The sequence below is a fragment of the Sporosarcina soli genome (assembly GCF_042655805.1).
GTDB classification, from domain to species: Bacteria; Bacillota; Bacilli; order Bacillales_A; family Planococcaceae; genus Sporosarcina; species Sporosarcina soli.
On record NZ_JBHSNO010000006.1, the window covers coordinates 270,906 to 294,935 of the forward strand.

The 24,030-nt window shown below is 41.6% G+C and carries 19 protein-coding genes; all 19 read right to left on the minus strand.

Annotated elements, in window-relative coordinates; genetic code table 11:
* Positions 1–15 precede the first annotated feature (15 nt).
* Positions 16–1,347 (minus strand): phenylacetate--CoA ligase family protein, encoded by a 1,332-nt coding sequence (locus tag ACFPRA_RS13550; protein WP_381435553.1) that lies wholly within the window; start codon positions 1,345–1,347, stop codon positions 16–18.
* Between the two features lie 240 nt (positions 1,348–1,587).
* A complete protein-coding gene (locus tag ACFPRA_RS13555) occupies positions 1,588–3,138 on the minus strand; it encodes a solute symporter family protein (protein WP_381435556.1) in 1,551 nt (516 codons plus the stop codon).
* A complete protein-coding gene (locus ACFPRA_RS13560) occupies positions 3,135–3,545 on the minus strand; it encodes a DUF485 domain-containing protein (RefSeq protein WP_381435559.1) in 411 nt (136 codons plus the stop codon). Before ACFPRA_RS13560 ends, ACFPRA_RS13555 begins: the two co-directional genes overlap by 4 nt.
* 845 nt (positions 3,546–4,390) lie before the next feature.
* A complete protein-coding gene (locus ACFPRA_RS13565) occupies positions 4,391–5,590 on the minus strand; it encodes a Gfo/Idh/MocA family protein (protein WP_381435562.1) in 1,200 nt (399 codons plus the stop codon).
* An 86-nt stretch (positions 5,591–5,676) separates the two neighbouring features.
* Positions 5,677–7,134, minus strand: coding sequence for a sugar porter family MFS transporter (locus ACFPRA_RS13570; protein ID WP_381435565.1), 1,458 nt, complete (start codon positions 7,132–7,134; stop codon positions 5,677–5,679).
* Between the two features lie 22 nt (positions 7,135–7,156).
* Positions 7,157–8,125 carry a sugar phosphate isomerase/epimerase family protein gene (locus tag ACFPRA_RS13575; protein WP_381435568.1) on the minus strand — a complete coding sequence of 323 codons (969 nt, stop codon included), beginning with the start codon at positions 8,123–8,125 and terminating at the stop codon, positions 7,157–7,159.
* A gap of 143 nt (positions 8,126–8,268) precedes the next feature.
* The gene (locus tag ACFPRA_RS13580) at positions 8,269–9,189 is read right to left on the minus strand and encodes an AraC family transcriptional regulator (RefSeq protein ID WP_381435571.1); all 921 of its coding nucleotides are present in this window, start codon (positions 9,187–9,189) and stop codon (positions 8,269–8,271) included.
* 302 nt (positions 9,190–9,491) lie between these two features.
* Positions 9,492–10,454 (minus strand): aldo/keto reductase, encoded by a 963-nt coding sequence (locus tag ACFPRA_RS13585; protein WP_381435653.1) that lies wholly within the window; start codon positions 10,452–10,454, stop codon positions 9,492–9,494.
* A gap of 75 nt (positions 10,455–10,529) precedes the next feature.
* The gene (fba, locus tag ACFPRA_RS13590) at positions 10,530–11,420 is read right to left on the minus strand and encodes a class II fructose-1,6-bisphosphate aldolase (RefSeq protein WP_381435574.1); all 891 of its coding nucleotides are present in this window, start codon (positions 11,418–11,420) and stop codon (positions 10,530–10,532) included.
* A gap of 4 nt (positions 11,421–11,424) precedes the next feature.
* Positions 11,425–12,279: a 2-keto-myo-inositol isomerase gene (gene iolI, locus ACFPRA_RS13595; protein ID WP_381435577.1), complete on the minus strand. Its 855-nt coding sequence runs from the start codon at positions 12,277–12,279 to the stop codon at positions 11,425–11,427.
* 105 nt (positions 12,280–12,384) lie between these two features.
* Entirely contained in the window at positions 12,385–13,257 is an 873-nt protein-coding gene (locus tag ACFPRA_RS13600; RefSeq protein ID WP_381435580.1) for a sugar phosphate isomerase/epimerase family protein, read from the minus strand.
* 100 nt (positions 13,258–13,357) lie between these two features.
* Positions 13,358–14,398: a bifunctional inositol 2-dehydrogenase/D-chiro-inositol 1-dehydrogenase gene (gene iolG, locus ACFPRA_RS13605; protein ID WP_381435583.1), complete on the minus strand. Its 1,041-nt coding sequence runs from the start codon at positions 14,396–14,398 to the stop codon at positions 13,358–13,360.
* Positions 14,399–14,525: 127 nt separating this feature from the next.
* The gene (locus tag ACFPRA_RS13610) at positions 14,526–16,004 is read right to left on the minus strand and encodes a sugar porter family MFS transporter (RefSeq protein WP_381435586.1); all 1,479 of its coding nucleotides are present in this window, start codon (positions 16,002–16,004) and stop codon (positions 14,526–14,528) included.
* Positions 16,005–16,279: 275 nt separating this feature from the next.
* Positions 16,280–17,182, minus strand: a complete 903-nt coding sequence (iolE, locus tag ACFPRA_RS13615; RefSeq protein ID WP_381435589.1) for a myo-inosose-2 dehydratase — start codon at positions 17,180–17,182, stop codon at positions 16,280–16,282.
* A gap of 16 nt (positions 17,183–17,198) precedes the next feature.
* Positions 17,199–19,109 (minus strand): 3D-(3,5/4)-trihydroxycyclohexane-1,2-dione acylhydrolase (decyclizing), encoded by a 1,911-nt coding sequence (gene iolD / locus ACFPRA_RS13620; protein WP_381435591.1) that lies wholly within the window; start codon positions 19,107–19,109, stop codon positions 17,199–17,201.
* Between the two features lie 33 nt (positions 19,110–19,142).
* Positions 19,143–20,120 carry a 5-dehydro-2-deoxygluconokinase gene (gene iolC, locus ACFPRA_RS13625; RefSeq protein ID WP_381435594.1) on the minus strand — a complete coding sequence of 326 codons (978 nt, stop codon included), beginning with the start codon at positions 20,118–20,120 and terminating at the stop codon, positions 19,143–19,145.
* Between the two features lie 32 nt (positions 20,121–20,152).
* Positions 20,153–20,971: a 5-deoxy-glucuronate isomerase gene (iolB, locus tag ACFPRA_RS13630; RefSeq protein WP_381435596.1), complete on the minus strand. Its 819-nt coding sequence runs from the start codon at positions 20,969–20,971 to the stop codon at positions 20,153–20,155.
* 122 nt (positions 20,972–21,093) lie between these two features.
* The gene (gene iolA, locus ACFPRA_RS13635) at positions 21,094–22,569 is read right to left on the minus strand and encodes a methylmalonate-semialdehyde dehydrogenase (RefSeq protein WP_381435599.1); all 1,476 of its coding nucleotides are present in this window, start codon (positions 22,567–22,569) and stop codon (positions 21,094–21,096) included.
* A gap of 386 nt (positions 22,570–22,955) precedes the next feature.
* Positions 22,956–23,984: a LacI family DNA-binding transcriptional regulator gene (locus ACFPRA_RS13640; RefSeq protein ID WP_381435601.1), complete on the minus strand. Its 1,029-nt coding sequence runs from the start codon at positions 23,982–23,984 to the stop codon at positions 22,956–22,958.
* Between the last annotated feature and the right edge of the window lie 46 nt (positions 23,985–24,030).

Below are 24,030 nucleotides of genomic sequence, written 5' to 3' on the forward strand. Positions count from 1 at the left end.
CTTATAGTTAGCATTTCAAACTTCTACTAATACTTTTTTTTCCCGTAGATCAATGATTCGAATCGCCTTTCCTTCCGACCTTGGAAGCGTTTTCGGTTCATTAAAAATGACACCCATCGATACTAAACAATTTGATGAGATCGCTTTCACAATTCCCTTAGATAAGGTCTGTATTTTATGATGGCGAAGATCACCAGCAATTTCTTTGAATAATTCATCTGTAAGTTCAACATGTAGCTCTACACTTTCCATTGTTCCTTTTTGCAAACGATGAATTTGGTAATTCGGCACAAGTCCTTCTACTTGTAGGAGAACACGCTCGATTTCCGATGGAAAAACGTTTACTCCGCGTAGAATAATCATGTCATCCGTACGTCCTTTAATACGTGACATTCTGGTCGTCGTTCGACCACATTTACACTTTTCTCTTGTAATGGAAGCGATGTCACCTGTTCGGTAACGAATGATCGGGAATGCTTCTTTCGTTAAACTTGTAAATACAAGTTCTCCTTCTTCCCCTTCGGCAACTGGTTCAAGTGTTTTTGGGTCAATAACTTCAACATAGAAGTGGTCTTCTTGAATATGCAAGCCATCCTGTGCTTCATGACATTCAATGGAAACACCCGGTCCCATAATTTCGCTTAGCCCATAAATATCAATCGCTTTCAAATTGAATGTTTTTTCGAGCTTCTTGCGCATTTCTTCTGACCAAGGTTCCGCTCCGAAAATACCGTATTCAATGGACGTTTCTCTTGGGTCGATGCCCATCTCCTTCATCTTTTCGGCAATCGTCATAATATACGATGGTGTTCCTGAGATTCCTCTTGGGTTGAAATCATTGATGAGCATAATTTGTCTTTCCGTATTTCCCCCCGAAACCGGAACAACGGCTGCGCCTAGTTTCTCGACTCCGTAGTGGACCCCAATCCCCCCCGTAAATAAACCGTAGCCATATGTATTATGAAAAATATCTCCTTTTTTACCACCCGCTGATACGACCGCACGTGCAATCACTTCTGCCCAGTTATCGATATCGTTTCTTGTATAGCCAACAACTGTCGGTTTTCCACTCGTTCCGGAAGAAGCGTGTAGCCTAACAATTTCATCTTGTGGCACTGCAAATAAACCAAATGGATAATTGTCACGAAGATCTTTTTTAACCGTGAAAGGTAATTTAGTAATATCATCTAGATTTTTGATATCTTCCGGAGTAACCCCTGCTTCTCCAAACTTTCGCTTGTAAAAATCAACATGCTGGTATACCTTCTCTGTGGTTTTCTGAAGCCTTTCCAATTGCAGAGTTTCCATCTGAGATCGTGATAACGTTTCTATTTGTGGATTGAACATGTAAACTCCTCCTCATTCCTTTAACTTCGATTCCAATATAACGGTATATTTACGGTTGTTTTTATTTCGTAATACGATTATAGAGTAATACCTAATTCAAGGATTGTCAACACTAAAATCAGAAAACTTATAATAACAAATAAAATCAATACAATTTATCAACATATGCTTAGGATCACTATATTGCTCTTAAGATAAAGGAGAACTCATATACGTGAATTCTCCTTTTCATTTCAAAGATCAGTGATTTTGTACAGATTTTACACCGTGACCAGTATTCGACTTATAAACAACTTCCGCATATTTTTCTTCATCCACTTTTTCAGAGGACAAAATAGTCCCTAGATAAGCTCCTAAGAAGCCGAGCGGAACGGTGAAGATTGTTGGATTTCCTAGCGGGAATAATGCTTCCCCTACAAAAATAGCCGCGCCAGGTTCTGAATTCCAAACGTTCGGGCTTAAAAACACAAGAATGACGGAGCTCAATAATCCAACGAGCATACCAGTAATTGCACCCGATGCATTAAAGCGCTTCCAGTAAATCGTAAACAAAATAACCGGCAAGTTTGCGCTTGCTGCAATCCCAAGTGCCAGAACGGACAAGAAAGCGACATTCAAGGTTTGGGAAAATAAAGCGAGAAGTATAGAAGCAGCCGCTACGCCAATTGAAGCAATACGTGCCACCATTACTTGCTCTTTAGCAGAAATCTTTCCATCTTTAATAATTTCGCTGTAAATATCATGCGCAAATGCTGATGCCGATGTTAACACGAGACCAGACACGACGGCCAAAATTGTCGCGAATGCTACTGCTGCAATAAAAGCAAACAAGAAATCCCCACCTACGATTAAGGACAACAAAGGTGCCGCCATATTTCCAGCTGGATCCGCACCGACAATCGCATCAAAACCTACAAACGATGCCGCACCGAAACCTAAGAAAATTGTCATCACAAAGAAAGCACCGATAAACCACGTTGAATAGACAACCGATTTCCGTGCTGTCACTGCATCTTTTACCGTAAAGAAACGCACGAGTAAATGAGGCAATCCAGCTGCGCCAAGCACGAGCGCCATATTTAACGAAATCATGTCAAGTCCATCCTTGTATTTATTCCCTGGTTGCAGATAGTCCGTCCCAAGTGGAGTAACTGTTTTCACATGATGGAACATTTCTGAAACGCTAAAATTAAACTTCGAAAAAACCATGAACGTCAGAATAGACGACCCACCAAGCAGAAGAACTGCTTTCGTAATCTGAACCCAGCTTGTCGCGGTCATCCCCCCGAAGATAACATAGATCGTCATCATAATCCCAACAATTAAGACAGCTAGTCCATAGTCAATGCCAAGTAGAAGTTTAATAAGACCACCAGCACCGACAAGTTGGGCAATCATGTAGAAAATGGAGATAACAAGCGTACTAATCGCTGCCATTCCCCTTACTTTTTTCGAATTAAAGCGTGAGGTGATCATATCCGCAAGTGTAAATTTACCAAGATTTCTGAGCGGTTCCGCCACTAAGTAAAGCAGAAACAGAAACGCCATCAAATTTCCAATACTCATGTAAAATCCATCGAAACCGATAAGCGCTATTGCACCCGTAATCCCCAAAAATGAAGCTGCAGACATGAAATCGCCAGCTACAGCTAACCCATTTTGCCAAGCTGTCAGCCCACCACCCGCTGTATAAAAATCGCTTGCATTTTTCGTTTTCTTCGCTGAAAAATACGTGATTGTAAGCGTTAACAAAACGATGCTTAAAAAAAGCGATAAAGAAAGAAGGCTCATTTCTCCAGCTCCTTTTTATGCTTTGTTAATATCTCTTTAACCGTCACATCATACTGTGCAGCGGTCTTCATATAGACGAGCCCCCCAATCCAAACCACTGCGAATTGCAGTAGTGCATACACCCATGCCCACGTTAGACCGAAAAACGCATCCCCTTTTAGTACGTTTGTATAGGCTGCAAGAATCGGTAATAGAAAATAAAAGGTCAGGAAAAAAATTGTTGCCGGTAAAAGAAATGCCTTCTTTTTCTTAATTAGGTCCGTAAATTCTTTCGTTCGGGTTAGCTCATTATACGTTCGTCCCGATTCTGTTATCATCCTATCCTCATAAGGCCATGCCGGATCCATTGTTGTCTTCCTTGCAGGTCCCAATGCTGAATCGTAGTGATCTTTCACATTTATTGACATTACAATTCCCCTTTCGCCTAAAGAATTTTTCAGCTTTTGATTAATAATTTGAAACAACTGAGCCTCTCTTCCGATTCTCCGACCACTCACTCCCCCTATAAATCTTTTTACTTTTAACGTATTTAAAATGTTATAGATATCTTTTTACTCACCCATACATAACAAAGATACCTTATAACGTTTTCAAAACGTTATATAACAACATATCATCGTCCACTGATTTTGTAAATGATACTTTGAATATTCACCTAACTATTCTCTCATAGGTGCTCAAAAATAAAAAATCCAATTCTGGTTTTGTCGACGATTCAAAGTAATCTATAACAAGTAACAAATGTATACTTTTTCCAAACACCACATTCTTTCCTTCATAGAGCTGTTTTAACATACGCTTTTCATATCAATCGCGCCTCGACGTGATTGCGTCCAGATTTTGAATTGCGCCTGCTCAATTGACTCCTTTCAAAATCTGTGACATCCGCGGGCCTACAGGATGTAGGTCATGCAGTCGTTGCGACAGGACGTCGCGCACTTAGACTGCCCTCCATTATTCGTTCAGCAGGCGTTTGAACACCCGCTGAACAGGAAGTCAAAACGCATTCATCTCGCCACCTATGGAGGTGGGAGTCTTCTGCTGAATGAAGATAAAAACACCCCCGATATAAGTACATTTTACAAGTGTACTATATCGAAGGTGTTTTAGATTGTTGCATTATATTAGGCTAGTCCAATCAATGTAATCGCTAAAATCATTTCATAAATTTTTTTAAAATCCAAAACTCCAGCCTACTGAATTCCTTTACACAATAATTAGCTATCGTTGCAATCATTCATCACTGATACTTTTATGATGTAACAGGGACACCTGCATCAAAATTCACCCATACACTGCCATTTTCTGCTGATCGGACACAGGTTTCCACCCAACGAACTCCTTCTACTCCAGCGTTAATGTCAGCGTAAATCAACTTATTTAATGTCTCTTCGTCGCCACGTTCTTTTGCATCGATTGCGATGGCAATATTCAAATAGAGGTTGGCCCAGGCATCAGACAATCCTTCCTGATGCAATGCAGCTAATCGTTCATATGCATTCACTGTTTCATCCAAATAATCCATCCCGCGTACCAAGGTTTGACTCGGCTGGCCCTGTACTTCGTAGAGCAATTCGTTCGGTTTACTGTCCCACCATTCTAGACTCGCTTTTGAACCAACAATTCGAATGCGTTGTCCATCCATACAGCCTGCGTTGACTGCAGACGTCCACATTCTGCCGACCGCGCCATTTTCATAATGCATCATGACATATGCGTTGTCTTCCAGCGGTGCTCTACTGCCTACGAAACTTTGACGGTCACAAAGCAATTTGCTGATTTTCATTTGGGGCATAATGAGCTGTGACATGTAGTAGGTATGTGTCGCAAGATCCCCAAGGACAAAACTTGGACCAGCAATTTTAGGATCAACACGCCATTTTTGTCCTTCACTTTTCCGGTCGTTTTCATCTGTCGCAGCAAATCCATGTGTATATTGAAGTTCTACCATTCGAATATCGCCAATTTTCCCTTGTGCAATCATCGCACGCATTTGTAACAGTAGTATATTTCCTGAATAGCCATAGGTAACCCCTACAATTTTCCCTTGTTTTTCCGCAAATGCTTGGATTTCCTCCGCTTCCGCAGTGGTAAATGTGAGTGGTTTTTCACAGATGACATGTAATCCAGCAGCAAGCGCAGCCATTGTAATTTCATAATGGGTCCCATTTGGCGTTGCAATCGTCACAACTTCAATTCCATCTTCTCGTTCTGCTTCATTTCTAAACATGCTTTGGTAATTTGGATAACAACGCTCTTCAGCGACACCCAAGTTTACTCCAAAATCTTTTCCTCTTTCCGGATCAATGTCAAAGGCTCCGGCAACTAATTGAAAGGCCGTATTATCTCTTAATGCCCCTGTACGGTGTTTGTATCCAACCTGGCTATGTCTTCCGCCACCAATCATTGCCCAGCGCAATGGTCTTCCAATTCTTTTTTCTCCATTAATCATTTCAAAAACCCCTCTCTTTTCTGACACCTTTAAGTTCGTTTATAAAGTAGCTAGCTATCAACAATGCAAAAGCGTAATGGTTGTGGTTAACTAAATTTGGCTGACTTAGGAATTTTTTCTCCTTGATCATAAAAACGAAAATCACGCTCGAGTTGTTCAAGCGAAATTCCTTTTGTTTCAGGCACAAATTTGACCACGAACAAAATGGCAAAGACGTTAACGATTGCGAATGCAAAGAATGTTGTAGATAAACCAATCCAGGCTAGTAAAATGGGGAATGAAAAGCTAATGATAAAATTCGTGATCCACAAGAAAAATACACTTAACCCCATACCAAGCCCCCGAATTTTGAGCGGAAATATTTCAGCAAGCATTAACCAAGTAACAGGCGCGATTGCACCTTGCATAAATGCAAGGAATGTCACCGTTAAAGCCAGAATAACGTATGGCAACGCGGCTGTTCCTTGCAGAGTGAAAGAAAAAATACCAATTAGTAACAGAGCCGTTGTTGCACCAATTTGGCCCGTTAACAACATTGGGCGTCTGCCAACTTTTCCAAGTAGCCAAATTCCCACAATGACCGCAATGACCGAAATTGCACCATTGGCAACGTTTCCAATAAGCGCCGCCTGTGTCCCAAACCCAGCATCACGCAGTATTTCTGTGCCATAATACATGATCGAGTTCACACCCGTTACTTGCTGTACTACAGCGAGACCAATTCCAAGGAAGACGATTCTCCGAACCCATGGAACAATCAAATCTTTTATAGATGCTTTTTCAAGTTTATCTTCATCCGACAATGTTTTCTGAATGTCATTGAGCTCTGTTTTTGCGTAATTGATATCGCGAATTTGTTGTAGTACTTTTAGTGCATCGCCTATTTTTCCTTTAGATGCTAGCCAACGAGGACTTTCTGGTACAGTCAGCATACCAATCCATAAGACAATCGCGGGCAATGTAGCAATGATCAACATATACCGCCAGACAGCTGCATCTGTCGTTCCTAACGTATTCCCAAGAACCGCATTCGTCACATAAGCCAATAATTGCCCTGTAACAATCATAAATTCATTTTGCGTAACCATTCGTCCCCTTCGTTCAGCTGGTGACATTTCCGCTAGGAAACTCGGCACAATGACAGAAGCTCCCCCTACAGCAAGACCGAGCGCTATACGAGAGATCACCATCGTTGCAACGTCTGGCGCAAAAGATGTTCCGAGTGTCGATACAAAGAATAACACGGCTAGCCAAAGTATTAATTTTCGGCGACCAAAACGATCCGAAAGTTGACCTCCGCATAACGCACCAAATGCAGCCCCGAAAATTAAGGAACTAGCCACAAGACCTTCTGTAAATGGCGTAAGATTCAGCTGATCCGGTCGAGACATAAAGGGCAATGCACCATTGATAACTCCTGTGTCAAAACCAAATAACAGTCCTCCAAAAGTTGCTACAAAGGCAATACCGCGCAATTTACGTTGATGTTGATCTTTCCTTTGCGGAAGTGGTTCGTCAGAATTTCCTTGAACGTTCTTGCTCATTGAACATTCCCCCTTCTAATTTTTATCGATACTGCAATACCTCAACCTTGTCAAAATCCCTCAACATCGATGCTTTCAATACGTCCATTGATTTTTTTACACCTGTAAGTGGATCCATGGACATGTCCTCCATTTCAAGTACAATTGGTCCCCCATAGCCAATCATTTTTAATACAGTAAAAAATTCTTTCCACCAAGCGATGTCATGTCCATATCCTAAAGCAACGTAATTCCATGACCGTTCCCCAAAACTTCCTATTGGTTTAACATCTAGCAGTCCTTGTGCATCATTCACGCCTCTTTCGATTCTTACATCCTTTGCGTGAACATGATAAACGGCATCTCCTAATGCCCTTGCAGCTGCAATTGGATCTCCGCCCATCCAAAACAAATGACTTGGATCTAAATTCATACCAATCTTCTTTCCAACCTCTTTTCTCAATTTAAAGAGCGTTTCGGGATTATAGACTAAATTATAGCCATGATTTTCAAGGGCAATTTTTTTAATACCATGCGTATTTGCCTTTTCTACTGCTTTATGCCAATAAGGGAAAGCAATTTCATTCCATTGATATTCTAAAATTTGTTCGTGAAGCGGTAAAAATGCTTGTGTGATCCAATTTGGCGTTTTGTCCGTCGGTCCTCCTGCAGGACATCCGGACATCATGACTACCGTCTCCACTTCCAATAGTTCAGCCAGTTGAAAGGTCTTTTCAACAACCGACTTATGGAGTTCTCCTTCTTCAGTCGGTTCAAGCTGATTGCCAGAGCAGTTTAAAGCCGCAATGGAAATCCCTCTGCTACTGAGCGTATTTCTAAACTGCCGCCGTTTTTCTGTACTTTCCAGCAAACCATCTAAATCCATATGCGGGGCTTTAGACCAATTGCCGCAGCCCAACTCCAATGATTCAATCCCTAAGGAAACGCAAGTATCGAGCAATTCCTCGATTGTCATGTAGCCAAGAACATCCGTTACTAATCCAGTTGTCATTTTAAAATCCCCTCCGAATGTAATCGTTTTCATCTATCAAAATTATAAAATACTTTTGATTGACGGTCTTTATACAATACAGACATAAATTTGTACTTTTCAGACATAAATAACAGTAAATATATGAAATATTTTTTCAGCCATTACCCCTCCATGAAATCGTTTTCATTTCTGTAAGTCATCTTTTTGACATCTGTATAAAGTGTTCGAAAAGCACCAGGCGAACATCCTAATTTTTCAGTAAAAACACGGGTAAAGTAGTGAACACTTGAAAATCCCGTCCGTTCGGCAATATCTTTTATGGTTTGGTCTGTTGACTTAAGTAAAGTCGCTGCTTTTTGAATCCTTTCATTTTGAATATAAGTGGAATAATTGACCCCTTCTCCCGACTGAAAAAGGCGTGATAAATGCCGACCTGATATATGAAAATGACCAGCAACATCCGCCAATAACAATGCTTGAGAAAGGTTGTCCTTTATGTAAATCTTTACAGTTGAAAGAAGTTCTGAAGGTGTCTCATTTACATTGACCGGCTTACTAGTTTCTATAGGCGGACAAAAGGTCTGAATAAGCGTTGCGATCAATGAAAATGCAGTATTTTCAAGAATGGCTTTATATAGAACTTGATCATTGTTTGTAGAATGCACCAATAAAGATTGCCACAATAAAACGATTGCATTCTTCTCTTCTAATTTCAGATGTATATCGGAACAATCTTTCACTTTTTGTATCAGATTCATCCATTCCTCGTTTGACGCTGACTCAACTAGTTCAAATCCGACATACAATAAAAAAAGACCTTCTTCACTTTTAATTTGGTGTAAAATGTTTGGTTTTGATAAGAATAGTGTATCTTTTTGTATGGAATATGCTTGACCGTCGTTAATATACATTCCCTTCCCTTCTAGTACATAGCAAATCTCCATGAAAGAATGTTGATGTAAACTGGTATTATAATGGCTAGGCATAACTCCCCAATAATGGATTCGAAAGGATGCCCCGTTTTGCGTTAAGTCTGCTGCTTCACGATTTAAAGATGCTTTTCCAAGTAAGTATTGCTCCACTTACAATGCCTCCTCTCTTTTATATGGAAAACAGTCCCGTCAGTTCAATCATAACTTCCGGGACTGTCCTATCAGGATCAATTACGCCTCGGCGTAATTGCGTCCGGATTTTGAATTGTGAATCGAACTGCGAAGGGTTCGATTTGCCGTGTTTCTGCGTTTTTTTGCAGAAATTAAGGCACTTAGATAAGCGCAATTGATTCCTTTCAAAATCCGTGATATCCGCCTGAGGCTTTATCTTCAATCAGCGGGAGTTTGGTCATCCACTGAATAGAAAAACAAGACCTCATTCATCTCACCACCTATAGCGGCGAGAGTTTTCTGCTGAATGAAGATAAAATTTTGTCGATTGCTTCTAAGTCTTCTTTCTCCAACGTAACTTCTGCAGCTCTTATAGATTCTAGAATTTGCTCGGATGTCTTTCCGCCTGGTATAACAGCGTCAACGCCTTCTTGTGCAAGGAGCCAGGCAAGTGCTAGATTGCCTACCGTTATTTGTTTATTGCACGCAAATTCTTGTAGTTTTTCAACGATGGACAAGTTCTTTTCGAATTGTTCTTCTGCAAACAACGGGACGGAGTTGCGCCAATCATTCTCTGTCAGTTTAAAAGCGCTTGTATATTTACCTCCAAGGAGGCCGAATGCCAATGGACCGAATGGAATAAAGGAAATATGGTGCTCCACGCAATAAGGAAGCAAATCTTTTTCTACAGATCGGTTCAACATGCTGTATTCCATTTGCAAAGCATCAATCTGTCCATTCGCGTTCGCTTCTTTAAGTTGCTCCAGTGTAACGTTGGAAACGCCAATTGCACGGATTTTGCCTTCTTGCTTCAATTTTACCAATTCGGAAATAGCTTCCCCGATCGGTGTCTTTCCGTCTGGAAAATGAAGATAGTATAAATCTACGTAGTCCGTTTTTAGGCGTTTTAAGCTGTTTTCAAATGCCTTTCGCAGATAAGCAGGTTTATTATTCAACACAACGGATCCATCTGCAAACCACTCATTTGCACCTTTTGTAGCAAGGATGATGTTTTCTCTTGGCACTTTACTTAAAACTTGTCCGACCAATTCTTCGGAGCGTCCTTTACCGTAAATATCTGCCGTATCAATAAACGTGATTCCCTTGTCAATTGCAGCACGTACAAACTCTTTACCTTTTTCCTCATCTAAATGATCATAGAGATTATGACCACCGACTGCATTTGTCCCAAGACCGATCCTGGATATTTTAATATCCGTATTTCCCAACTTGGATATCCCAATGCCTGTATTGTTCAAATTTATCACTTCCATGTTGATCCTCCTCGATTGGTTATTATCCATAAAGCCCAGTACCTTCTACGCCTTATGACTCGATTTGAATTCTTTCATCTTCTGCTTGGCTGTTGCAATAATGGCTTCTTTCCCTGGCGTTAGGATGGACCTCACATCGTAAATCTCACGATCGTTCACCAGCACTTCACGAACGGCTTCCGCCCATGCTTGCAAACATTCTGTATTGACATTGATTTTAGCATGTCCGAGCTCAATGGCCTGATGGAGTTGATGGAGAGGGATGCCTGATCCGCCATGCAGGACAAGCGGAATTCTCGTTAACTCAAAAATTTGTTTCATTTCAGTAAAGCCCAATTTCGGTTCACCTTGATAAGGACCATGAACAGACCCAAGTGCTGCTGCTAGAGCATCGACTCCTGTTTGTTCCACAATTCGTAGACATTCTTCTGGATTAGCATAGGAAATGCCACCGATTAGCCCGTCCTCATTGCCTCCAACTGTACCGACCTCGGCCTCTACGGAAACTTGTTTTGAATGAGCATACGCAACGACTTCTTTTGTCATTGCGATATTTTCTTCGATTGGATAATGAGAGCCGTCAATCATGACAGAACTGAATCCTGCATCTATTGCCTCTTTGCAACGGGCTACACTGTTGCCATGATCCAAATGCAATGCAACTGGAACTGTAATCCGCATCTCTTCCACTAGTGTCTGGATAACGATTGCGATTAACTTAAAACCTCCCAAATAATCGACGAGTCTGTCAGAAGCACCCAGAATTACAGGTGCTCTTTCTTCCTCAGCGGCTTGTAATATAGCTTCTGCCCACTGAAAACTATTAATATTAAACTGTGCCACAGCGTAGTTGTTGTCCTTTGCTTCCCGCAGCATCTGCTTCATGGAGACCAACTTCCCTTGTCGCACTTCCTCATTTTTCACAGCTGCACGCATCCAATCACCCCACGCTGACAGATTCAAGTTCAAAGTATTTCGAGACCACTTCAACTGTCGTTTCTTTCGCTATTACAATCGCTTTTTCCGCATCCAATTGATAGTACTCCGGACGGAATAATTCAACGGAAACAACATCAGAAAAACCGATTTCCTTCAAGGTCGATAAAATGCTATCCAAATCGATAACACCTTGCCCCGGCCATAGACGATCCTCATCTGTTAAGAAACCGATTGGGAAATCCTCTGTATCATCGATATGTAAAATGAAAATCTTAGAGCCATCCGCCTTTTCCAAATCTTCCAAACGGGAGCCCATCGCATGGAAATGGAAACAATCCAATACCAATCCGACATTTTCGCGTTCAACAGTTTGAACTATATCGTAAGCTTGACCGAATGTATTTACCGTGCATTGCGGATGGCCGACAAATTCGACTGCAATTTTAATGCCGTATGGTACCGCAAGATCTGATAACTCGCGCAATACGTTCACACTGCTTGTTTTAATATCATCTTGCAAAATCTTTTGTTCCGTAACGAGTGGAACAGCAACGATATACTTGACCCCTATTTTTTGACCGACCTCCAACATATCTTTGAATTCAGTTAAAATAGTTTGATATTCTTCTTCCGTACGGTTATTAAAAAATACAAGGGCATTTAACGCCAATGGTTTAATATGATGCGTGTTGAAATAATGGGCAAGCTCTTCAATCGTCTGGCTTTGCAAGTATTCCGGTAATTTATCCATTGTGCGGATCTCAATGTAATCGTAACCGTGCTTATTACAATACTCCAGGTCTTTCGAGAGGTTTGAATTTTCCAATGTAGTCGCTTCATTAAAGCATAGTTTCATATGACACATCTCCCGTTTTTAAAATGAAAGGATCTACACTTTCAACCGATGAATTTCATAACCGAAAGTGCGATCCCATTGTGTGTGCAGTGCTTGGTAACGGTCTTACTTGATCCCCACTGTCTCTAGCTCATCCCGTAATTTCTGCAGCATCCATCTTGCAGATTCATCCGCTTTTTCTACCCAAGCGAACACGGAGTTTGTTGCAATCCCATCAAACTTCATTTCTTTCAGCTTTCTGAAAATCGTATCGAAATCGACTTCCCCTTCCCCAATATTCAGGTGTTGGTGAACCGTCGCTTCTACCCCCGGTGGATTGACGATATAACGTAACCCATTCGCTGCTTTATGGTTGAATGTATCTGCAAACAATACGTGCTGTAGACGATCACCCGCATCGTCAAACATTGTTTCAATATCACCGATGCCATCATCATGGAAAAATGTATGAGCAGTAGAATAGACAAGGTTAATCCATGGTTTGTCAAGTGCGCGAATCATCCGTAAAGCCTCGTCATTTCGTTCAATGAAGTCGAATGGATGAGCCTGCAAGTTCATACTTATATTTTCCTTTTCAAGGATCGGGAGAAGCTCGTCCATTGATTTGATAAACTTCTCTTCACAAACACCCGGGTGGAATTTATTCCCATTGAATTCTGTATTCATCAATTCTACTTCTAAATCCACTGTAATTTCGATGGCACGTTTCCAGTTTCGCACTGCTGCCTGACGACGGTCTTCGTCCGGACCAGCCCAATATTGAACTGGAAGAGTAGAGGATATTTCGACACCTGCATCGCGGCACCATCTCTTCAAGTTTTTAATTGTTGCAGAATCGACTTTCGGATATTTATAGAATGGGATGAAATCTTCCCGGGGTGATAACTCAATGTATTTATAGCCTAATTCCGCCGTCTTATCGACAACTTCCTTCAAGGATAAATCTGTATACATCGCTGGATCCAATGCTAATTTCATTTTCAATTCCCTCCTAGTTTTTAACGTTCTATTTTTTAAAATGAGGTCTCACTTTTTCCCACAATACAAGTGTCTAAGCTCTGGAAACCATGCGCTCTTCTTATTGTGTTTGTAATTCAGTGATAGACTTTTTGTAAAGTGCCGGTTTTTCTTGTAGTTCAATGGCTTCCTTTTCACCACTTTGCTGTGCTTTCACACAGGCATCCGTCGTAACAGCAGCAATATAGCCGTCCCATGCTGTCGGTCCATTCGGCTCGCCTGTTTCTTTAATCGAGTCCATAAAATCCTGCAATTCCTTATCATATGCATCCATAAAACGCTTTTTCCAATCTTGCAAAATCCCCGCACTTAAGTTGCCGCCCTTACGCATCACTACGCTTGGCACTTCTGGCAACTTCGCAATGCCCTCTTCCCCAATTACTTCACATTGAATGTCATAGCCATATTGGCAGTTGACAAAAACTTCAACGGAGATAGCCACACCATTCATCGTTTCGATATTAAAAATCTGCGGATCTTGCAAATGAGGTAATGCATGTTTGGTCTTTCTCGGAAAAGTGACTTGCACGGATTTGTAATCATCATCGATTAGCCAATGTAACGCATCGATTTCATGGACCAATGTATCCACGGCTGCCATATCTGTTGTGTAGTTCTCATCCACCGTTGGATTTCTGTGTGCAGCACGGATCATTAATGGTTCACCGATTTCTTTATTCTCAATGACTTCTTTTAACTGTACGTAGCTGGAGTCATAGCGACGCATGAAGCCAACTTGTACTAAACGTTTTCCATGCTTTTTCTCAGCTTCTACAATTCGCAGGCAACCTTCTGCTGTCGTTGCCAATGGCTTTTCGCAGAAGACGTATTTCCCAGCCGCAATCGTTTCCAACACACTCGCTTCGTGGGCAGGACCCCAGCTTGTCACAAATACGGCATCTACATTGTCTGCCGCCACGAGTGATTTATCATCTGGATAGACGGTAGCATCCAAGTTAAATTGCTCTACCGCTTGTTTAGCCGATTCCTGATTGACGTCTGTTACGGCAACGATTTTCCCACCAGCAAGTGTTTGTGTAATTCGCTTAATATGTTCTCTGCCGATTGCACCTGTTCCGATTACGCCGATTTTTAATGTCATAGTAGTTCCTCCCATTTAGGTCTAGAATGGATTATTTTTCACACTTTCACCAAAACTTCGAATATAGTAAACGTTTACATTCCTCTTATGTAAACCCTTGTTTAAGAAAGATCCGAGTTAGTACACATCAATTTCCTTCTTTTATGAGTTCCGCCTGAACAACTTTTTCTTTCTTCTTATAGTTTCGGAATTGCTCCTCCAACTCTTCAAGAGATAGCCCTTTCGTTTCCGGTAAAAATTTTTTCACAAATGTAATGGCTACAAGCCCACAACCGGCGAAAATGAAGAACGTAGAGGATAGACCGATTTTTGCTAGCAAAATCGGGAAGGTAAAACCAATGATGAAATTCGTAATCCATAAGCAAAACACACTTATCCCCATCCCAAGTCCGCGCATTCGCTGCGGGAAAATCTCTGAAAGCATCAACCATGTGACTGGCGATATAGCGCCTTGTTGAAAGACAAGAAACATGACTGTCATTCCAAGCACAGAATAAGGAAGGATTGCAGTTCCTTGCAGCGTGAGGGAAAATACACCAATTAGCACGAGGGCACTCGTCGTTCCGATCTGTCCCGTCAACAATAACGGGCGCCGTCCCACCTTGCCAAGTAGCCAAATCCCTATGAACGTCGCCAAGACTGAGACGACCCCATTTGCTATGTTCGCTACAAGTGCTGCTTCCGTAGCCAAACCTGCATCTTTCAGAATGATTGTTCCATAGTACATAATCGAGTTGACTCCTGTAATTTGTTGCACAACCGCGATACCTATCCCAAGAAAGACAATGCGGCGAGCCCATGGTACAGCCAAGTCTTTCATCGTTGCTTTTTCAGTTTCTGCTTCTTTCGTAGTAGCTTTTTGAATGTCCCTCAGTTCCGCTTGTGCGCGACTCTCCTCACGAACCTGCTGGAGAACCCGGAAGGCATCCCCGATTTTGCCTTTTGAAGCCAGCCAGCGTGGACTCTCGGGCACAACTAACATACCAAACCAAAGGAAAACTGCTGGAAGTGTTGCAATGACCAGCATATACCTCCAAACATTCGAAGAATCACCCATCGTGTTCCCAATGACAGCGTTGAACGTAAATGCCAATAATTGTCCCGTGACTATCATCAGTTCATTTTGGGTGACGATACGTCCCCTATGTTCCGCGGGAGACATTTCTGCCAAGAAAGTCGGTACGGATACAGATGCTCCTCCGACTGCAAGTCCTAGCAATGTCCGGAATAAAACCATTGCCGTTACATTCGGTGCAAGTGTACAGCCCAGCGCTGCAATAAAAAACAGCAGTGCCAGATAAAGGATGATTTTTCGTCGACCAAAACGGTCAGAGAATCGCCCGCCAAGGATCGCTCCAAATGCTGCTCCAAACAGCAATGAACTTGTTACAAGCCCTTCTGTAAAGGGGCTTAGATTCAGTTGATCTTTCCCCGACATAAATGGCAGGGCACCATTGATAACACCTGTATCGTATCCGAAGAGTAATCCTCCAAATGTTGATATTAATGCAATCTTCTTTAAATTCTTCTTATGTTTTTCCCCCGTTGTTTGTGATTCTATCGAATCGACGACAGTTGTTTCCGATTTTGTCTCTATATTGCCCATAACTTATCCTCCCCACAGGATCAATTGCCCCTCGGCATAATTGCGTCCAGATTTTGAATCGAGTTTCCCCGATTGACTCCTTTCAAAATCTGGGACATCCGCCGGAGGCTTTATCTTCATTCAACGGGCGTTTGGACATCAACTGAACAGGAAACTACTCTAGCATTCATCTAGCCACCTATAGAGGTAGGAGTCTTCCGTAGCTGACACTTCGCTTTCAGTACAAAACTATTTGGTGAATGAAGATAAACCTACTGATTAGTTTGAATGCTCCATCAACTCATGACCTTCCTTTTTATCAATGTTTCATCAATATACCTTCTTGCTTTTAAAGCATATTCCAGTGGATGAGCAATTGAAGGATCTTGTTCGGCTTCAATCACAATCCATCCTTCATAGTCTTTAGCCAATAACCTTTGATAAGGTTCCGTAAAATCGATGCAGCCGTCTCCAGGTACTGTAAACATACCCGTTAAAAAGGATTGTAAGAAGGGTTTTCCTTCCGCTTTGCAAAGTTCCATAACATCTTGTCGAATATCTTTGAAATGTACATGTTGGATGCGCTCTATATGCTTGTCCAACAATGTCATGCATTCGCCGGCTGAAACGTAAATATGACCTGTATCATATAATAGATGGACATGTTCAGGATCAGTGTTTTCCAATAACCGGTCCACTTCCTCCAACGTTTCAACACCTGTTCCTAAGTGATGGTGATAGACCAATTTCAGATTGTACTGGTCAGCGATTTTCCCTAGTTTGTTGAGCCCTTGGCATAACTCCTGCCATTCTTGATCTGTGAAGTACGGTTTTTCAGTGAAGACATTTTTGCTCGTCCCTTGAATACTGTAGGTCTGCTCCGATACGACCGCTACGTCCGCGTTGACTTCTTGTAAATATTCGCAATGGGTGTGAAAGGCTTTGGATGCCTTTTCCACACCATCACGAATAATGAAGCTGCTGAACCATTGACCCGCAATTTTCAAGTTTCGGAGTCGGAGTTCTTTGTTCAACTTTTCCGCTTCTGGAAAGAAACCACCTACTTCAGTCCCTTCGAAACCAGCAACGACAATATCACTTAACAGATGCGATAATGTGTTCTCTGCTCCAATTTCCGGTATATCGTCATTGCGCCAACCGATTGGAGCGATTCCCCATGAAATGTTCGAATTGTTCATTGTCGGACCTTCTCTCTTAATATTGCTTGGCATATTCCAACTTCTTTTCTTTCAATTCAAATGCTTGTTGAATACTTTCTTTGTTAGATACTTCAGCCACTCCGACATGCCACCAGCTTTTATAACCGTCCGTCATCGTCTTAGGAAGCACTTTCATTTCAATCAATGTCGATACTTTCTGTTTTTTCGCATCTTCCAAAGCAGCTTTCAATTCTTCCGCTGTATTAGCACGATATGTTTTGGCCCCATATCCTTCCGCCACTTTTGCATAGTCAATATTCAAAATTTTGTCATCATGCGTGCGGAATTCACAGAAGTAACTGCCGCTGCCATGATCCATTTGCAGGTTGTTAATACAACCATAACCGGAATTATCGAATAAGAGGACATTGATTTTTTGATTGTACTGGATTGCTGTAATCAGTTCGGAATGGAGCATTAGGAAACTACCATCTCCTACCATAGAATAGACTTCTTTGTCAGGCTCCGCCAGTTTCACACCCAATGTTCCGGACACTTCATAGCCCATACAAGAATAACCGTATTCGAGATGATACGTATTCGGAGCTTCCGAATGCCATAACCGTTGTAAGTCACCTGGAAGCGACCCTGCTGAGCATATAACAACGCTATCTGCATCCACCGTGTCATTGATTGTCAGCAAAGCGGTCGTTTGTGCAAACTCCGTACCTAAAGCATCTGCATACTCATTCAAAACTTCCTGTGAGAAATGATCTTTCACTTCCGGATTGAAATGATGACGGTCAAAAGTCACTTTGCTTAGGCGATCGCGTTCACTCAACCATTCCTCTTTCAATTCGGTAATCGTGCTGCCGAATTTACTTTCGTAACCTTCCAATATTGGTGCTAGTTGTTCCAACGTCGTTTTTGCATCTGCTACAACTTGGAAGCCGTCTAATTTATACGCTTGCATACGGCTCAAGTTGATATTGAGGAATTTTGTGTTATCAAAGTCAAAAGCCGTTTTGGATGATGTGGCGAAATCCGTATATCTTGTTCCAATTCCGATAATCAGATCGGATTCGTATGCAGCTTTATTTGCCGCTAATGTTCCTGTAATGCCCATACCGCCCAAGTTATTTTTAAAAGAGCTTTCTACTGTTGATTTACCTGCTTGGGTTTCAACAAGCGGAATCTGATGTTTTTCGGAAAGTGCGACTAAGATATCACGTGCTTGTGAATATTTCGCTCCGCCGCCAACGAGGATGACCGGCTTTTTACTTGCTTTGATCAATTCGGCTGCACCGTTCAATTCTCGTTCAAGTGGTGCTTTGCGATCAACATAATGGACACGTTTATCAAAGAATTGTTCGTCATATTCGAATGCTTCGCCTTCCACATCCTGTGCGATACAAATCGTTGCCGGACCTGCTTTTGCCGGATCTGTCATGACTTCAAATGCACGGATCAGGCTGGACATCAGTTGCTCAGGACGCGTGATACGATCCCAATATCTAGAAACGGGAATGAGTGCATCATTCGTCGTAATCGCCGCGCTATATTCCTGTTCGAATTGTTGTAGCACCGGATCAGGTTGCCGTGTGGCAAATGTATCCCCTGGTAATAGCAATACAGGAATGTTGTTGGCCAAAGCAGTACCTGCCGCTGCAACAAGGTTGGCCGCGCCCGGTCCTACAGATGTAGTAACCGCATATATTTTTTGGCGCAACATTTGTTTACTATAAGCAATTGCCGCATGTGCCATACCTTGCTCGTTTTTCCCTTGGATGACTTTCAAATGACCCGAATCCTGTTCAAGTGCTTGACCAATCCCAACAACGTTCCCATGTCCAAAAATGTTGAAGATTCCTTCGACAAAAGGAAACTCTTTACCATCTACATGAATATATTGCTGGTTCAAAAATTTAATAAGCGCTTGCGAAGTTGTTAATCGAATTGTTCCCATGAATATTCCCACCTCTTTTTACGTTGTTCATTGTTATGCTTTTACAGCAATCAGTTCCTCGATTTCTTCCACTGTTGGCATCGCATCGGATGAACTATGTTTGCTGACGACAATCGAAGCCGATGCACTACCAAATTTTAAAGCGTTTTCAATCTCTTTCCCTTTGAGCAATGCATATAAGAAGGCAGATGCGTAGGAATCTCCTGCACCAAATGTTTTCAATACTTTCGTCTTATACGCCTGTCCCTTGAATATTTCACCTAATTTTGTATAAGCATAAGACCCATCCACACCATGCTTGATGACAAGAAGATCTGGCGAATGCTTGAAGAGATAATCAACAGTCTCCTTGTTTTGACCATTCGTTTTATTTTCTAGCATATCGTATTCCTCACGCGTACCGATCACGACATCTGACTGTTCAGCAACCAATGCGTAGTAAACAGCTGTATCTTCCACTGATTTCCATGTGTATGGGCGATAATCCAATTCAAATATTACTTTTACATCGTTTTTCTTCGCTAAACCAACCGCTTTCAATATAGCTTCTCTTGATGGACTTTTCGCTAGTGCTGTACCTGAAACGAGAAGGATTTTTGCTTTTTTTATATATTCTTCGTGCACTTCAGACGAATTCAAATAGAGATCAGCGACTTCATCCCGATACATTAAAATGCTACATTCTTCAGGGCTTTTAATTTCTGTAAAAGTTAAGCCCGCTTTACGCCCTTCCTGATCCACTACCATATTGGATGTATCAATGCCAACTCCACGCATATAGCTTTCGATGAAGCGACCGTGTTGATCATCTGGAATTTTTCCGATGAAACCGGCTTTCAAGCCCAATTTTGAACTTCCGATCGCGATGTTCGCTGGCGAACCCCCTACGTATTTTGTAAATGTCATCGTTTCTTCCATCGGACGGTTATATTCAGTTGCATTCAAATCGATACAAGCTCGACCGATGGCAATGATGTCGAATTCTCTCTCGGCATTAAATTCATATTTCATCTACAACGCCCTCCTCTTTAGCTAGCTGACTTTCATTCATTTGCTAAGATCCATTCATGATCGGGATCGTTATGAAACTTCCATATTCGCTTTGGGCCTGCCATGACGTTCAAATAATAGGATTCATACCCTTCCGGCACACCGACTGGATGATAGCCTTCTGGCACAAGTACCACATCGCCATTTTCAACGGTCATCGTTTCATCAAGTGAACGATCGTCTGTATAGACACGTTGGAAGATAAATCCTTGTGGTGGATTCATTTCATGGTAATACGATTCTTCCAGCAATGATTCGACCGGTAAGTTATCCTGGTCATGTTTGTGCGGAGGATAGCTCGACCAATTTCCGCTTTCTGTGAACACTTCTACGACTAATAGACTGTTCGCAGACGGATCCGAGTCCGGCAAAATATTATGTACAAGCCTTTTGTTATTATTTCTCCCCCGGTTTTCAACACCATTGTCCGCTGCTTTGATAAGCTTCGTCGGCAATGATTTATCTGATAGTGAATAGCAGAAGGCTACTCTCGCTTTACTTACTGCCACAACTTCAAAACGGCGATTATTCGACACATAGACACTGTCCGTTGGCTTTTTCTCAAAGACACTTTCCCGCGTACCTATATTATTAAAGGTTTGTTCATGGTCGGTGACATTAATCTTTCCCGTCAACGCGACAATACAACATTCTTTCTTCTGTAATGCTTCTGAATATGTAGCGCCAGGTACAAGATCCACCACTTTGAATCCGACATATTCCAATGGGGAATTGCTTGTCGATACATCATGGACAACAGTTACACTTTCAGTAGTTCTATTGCTAGTTGGCTTGCGAAGCAATTTACTCACTGTGCGAAAACCTCCCGAATGTATATTTGCAAACAAGGGAAGCAGGAGTTTCCCTTGTTTGCCATTGTGCTAATTGAACTCACTTTAGGAAAAGCGTAAAGTGATCATTAACTCGAAACTCCTTATTCAAACGTTGGTTCGACGTAGCGTGCTGTCACAACTTTTTTACGTGTATAGAACTCGACGCTATCTTTTCCATTCGCATGCACTGTTCCGTAAAACGACGATTTCCAACCTGAGAACGGGAAGAATGCCATTGGAGCTGGTACACCAAGGTTGATGCCGAGCATTCCTGCATCGATATTTTCGCGGAAGTAACGGATGGCTGAAGCGTTTGATGTATAAATACAAGCGCCATTTGCAAATTCCGAACGGTTCGCTGTTTCAATCGCTTCTTTCAGGTTTTTCACACGGATGATTGAAAGAACGGGTGCGAAAATCTCATCTTTCCAAATCGTCATATCTGTTGTTACGCCATCGAAAATCGTAGGGCCGACGAAATATCCATTTTCTGGAGCATTTTCACGTCCATCACATACCAGTTTTGCCCCTTCTTCAATCCCTTTTTCAATGTAGTTTAGTGTACGTTTCCGATTCTCTTCCCGGATAACCGGTCCTAGGAAAATACCATCATCTAGTCCATTACCGATTTTGACGTCCACAGCCTTCTCCGACAGTTTTGCAATAAATTCATCCGCAACGTCTTCTTCGACAGTTACAACTGCACATGCCATGCAGCGCTCTCCCGCCGAACCGAATGCTGAAGCGATAATATTGGAAGTCGCATCCTCTATATCTGCATCATTCAGAACGATGGAATGGTTTTTCGCACCGGTCAATGCTTGAATACGTTTCAAATTCTCGCTACCACGTTTATAGACATATTCGCCAACTGGCTGGGAGCCAACGAATGAAATGGCTTTAATATCCGGGTGATCTAAAATGCCGTTCACCACATCATGTGCACCGTGTACAATGTTCAGCACACCTTTTGGCAGCCCCGCTTCAGCAAATAGCTCCACTAACTTCTCAGCAAGTAACGGTGTTCTTTCCGATGGTTTCAGAATGAACGAATTTCCCACCGCAATTGCCATTGGGAACATCCAACAAGGCACCATCATCGGGAAGTTGAATGGTGTAATTCCACCAACCACACCAATCGGGTAACGATAGTTCGCAGCTTCAATATCTGTTGCGATTGTTGCTAGTGAATCCCCCATCATCAACGTCGGTGCCCCGGCAGCAAATTCGACATTCTCAATTCCACGGCCAACCTCACCCAATGCCTCCGATAGATTTTTACCGTTCTCAATCGTAATGAGACGGGCCAACTCGTCTTTATTTGCTTGCAAAAGTTGGTGATAATTGAATAGGATTCTCGCTCTTCTTGAAACCGGCACTTTACTCCATTTTTCAAACGCTTCTTTTGCAACTTCCGTTGCGTATTCGATATCCTCTTTGATAGAAAGTGGTACACGTGCGATGATCTCTTTTGTTGCCGGATTGTAGACATCCTCATATTGGGTTGTCTTACTTTCAACCCACTCACCATTTATGTAGTTCTTCAGTTTTCTCACAGCCGTTTTGACTTCAACCATGTTCTTTTCCCCCTTAGTTATCCAAATTGTGATATCACTGAAATCGATTTCATTTCACTTATAAAATTTGAAGTAGGAAATAAATATACGAGTCTATTTCTCTACTTCTTTCATTTCATTGAAATCGATTTCATTTTCATTTAAAAATTTTTTATTCTCTTTTTCTAATAAAGCTAGTCTCAGTGTTGCTCATCTGAAATCTGAAATCGATTTCATTCATCAGTGAAGTGTAGATTGTCATGAAATCGATTTCAAATATATCATAATATTAAAAAGATTATTGGTCAAGCTTTTTTTGCGATAAATTTTAAATAGAACGACTATTCTTTTAAAAAAAGCTAAACAATCAAAGCTAATAACTTGAAGTGATCAGCTTTCTCTTCTCTTTATACTTCCTTCTGTCTGTTTGACAAATGTTCAAGTTTTGCCCCGCATGATTCCCTTACGATTAATTCATCAGGAAGTACAATTTTTGTTCTTTCCAATTTCTCACCATTCATCAGTTTCAATAGTAAATTCATCGCTACTTTTCCAATTTCATATTTAGGCTGATCAATCGTTGTTATTTCCGGATCGAAAAAGGACGCTATGTTGATATTGTCAAAACCGACTACTGCAATATCTTCCGGTACTTTCTTTCCGCTCTTCTTGACGGCTTTAATCGCCCCTAAAGCCATTTCATCATTAAATACAAAAACAGCAGTTGGAGGATTTTGCAAAGATAATAATTTAACCATCTGATCATAGCCAGATTGGATACTGAAGTCCCCTTCCTGGATAAATTCAGGTCTTACCTCAATATCATGGCCCATCAATGCCTGACGATACCCTTTCAATCGATCTCGACTAAGGATAACATCCATCGGTCCCGTAATATGTGCAATTCGGGTATGTCCATGTTGGATCAAATGCTCCATTATTTTTCTGGAACTACTAATATTATCGATGGAAACGGTCGGAACCTCTGATCCATCATAATACTCACATGCAATGACCATCGGGAATTGATTGGCAATACGTTCTAAACTGGATAGTTCCATTCTTGCCGTCAATAACACAACCCCATCCGCCTGTTTTTGCAATAATAAATCGATAAATTCTTTTTCGCGTTGAAGTTCGTTTTCCGAATCGCCTAAAATCACTTTGTACCCATTGCTAATCGCCATATGTTGAATACCTCTCAATACTTCGGAAAAAAATGATCTCGAAATGTCCGGAACAATAACGAGAATCGTTTTGGTTTCCTTAGTCCTGAATTGCCTGGCAATCATATGCGGTTGATAATTCAATTCCTCTACGACTTTTAATACTTTTACTCTCGTATCTTCGCTTACCAATTCCGGTTGTCTAAGGACTCTGGACACGGTAGCAGGAGATACATTTGCCATCCTCGCCACATCGCTCATTTTCATCATCATCAAGTCCTTCTCAAGATAGTATGCACAAGATGTCTTCCTATAC

What these genes read in the sequence shown, in the direction of transcription:
- iolC (WP_381435594.1), bottom strand. Translation starts at nt 20,120, where the DNA reads ATGAAATATGAATTTAATGCCGAGAGAGAATTCGACATCATTGCCATC.
- ACFPRA_RS13570 (WP_381435565.1), bottom strand. Translation starts at nt 7,134, where the DNA reads ATGAGCAAGAACGTTCAAGGAAATTCTGACGAACCACTTCCGCAAAGG.
- iolG (WP_381435583.1), bottom strand. Translation starts at nt 14,398, where the DNA reads ATGACATTAAAAATCGGCGTAATCGGAACAGGTGCAATCGGCAGAGAA.
- ACFPRA_RS13600 (WP_381435580.1), bottom strand. Translation starts at nt 13,257, where the DNA reads ATGAAATTAGCATTGGATCCAGCGATGTATACAGATTTATCCTTGAAG.
- iolA (WP_381435599.1), bottom strand. Translation starts at nt 22,569, where the DNA reads ATGGTTGAAGTCAAAACGGCTGTGAGAAAACTGAAGAACTACATAAAT.
- ACFPRA_RS13610 (WP_381435586.1), bottom strand. Translation starts at nt 16,004, where the DNA reads ATGGGCAATATAGAGACAAAATCGGAAACAACTGTCGTCGATTCGATA.
- ACFPRA_RS13640 (WP_381435601.1), bottom strand. Translation starts at nt 23,984, where the DNA reads ATGATGAAAATGAGCGATGTGGCGAGGATGGCAAATGTATCTCCTGCT.
- ACFPRA_RS13565 (WP_381435562.1), bottom strand. Translation starts at nt 5,590, where the DNA reads ATGATTAATGGAGAAAAAAGAATTGGAAGACCATTGCGCTGGGCAATG.
- iolI (WP_381435577.1), bottom strand. Translation starts at nt 12,279, where the DNA reads ATGAAACTATGCTTTAATGAAGCGACTACATTGGAAAATTCAAACCTC.
- ACFPRA_RS13575 (WP_381435568.1), bottom strand. Translation starts at nt 8,125, where the DNA reads ATGACAACTGGATTAGTAACGGATGTTCTTGGCTACATGACAATCGAG.
- ACFPRA_RS13550 (WP_381435553.1), bottom strand. Translation starts at nt 1,347, where the DNA reads ATGTTCAATCCACAAATAGAAACGTTATCACGATCTCAGATGGAAACT.
- iolD (WP_381435591.1), bottom strand. Translation starts at nt 19,109, where the DNA reads ATGGGAACAATTCGATTAACAACTTCGCAAGCGCTTATTAAATTTTTG.
- iolE (WP_381435589.1), bottom strand. Translation starts at nt 17,182, where the DNA reads ATGAACAATTCGAACATTTCATGGGGAATCGCTCCAATCGGTTGGCGC.
- fba (WP_381435574.1), bottom strand. Translation starts at nt 11,420, where the DNA reads ATGCGTGCAGCTGTGAAAAATGAGGAAGTGCGACAAGGGAAGTTGGTC.
- ACFPRA_RS13560 (WP_381435559.1), bottom strand. Translation starts at nt 3,545, where the DNA reads ATGTCAATAAATGTGAAAGATCACTACGATTCAGCATTGGGACCTGCA.
- ACFPRA_RS13555 (WP_381435556.1), bottom strand. Translation starts at nt 3,138, where the DNA reads ATGAGCCTTCTTTCTTTATCGCTTTTTTTAAGCATCGTTTTGTTAACG.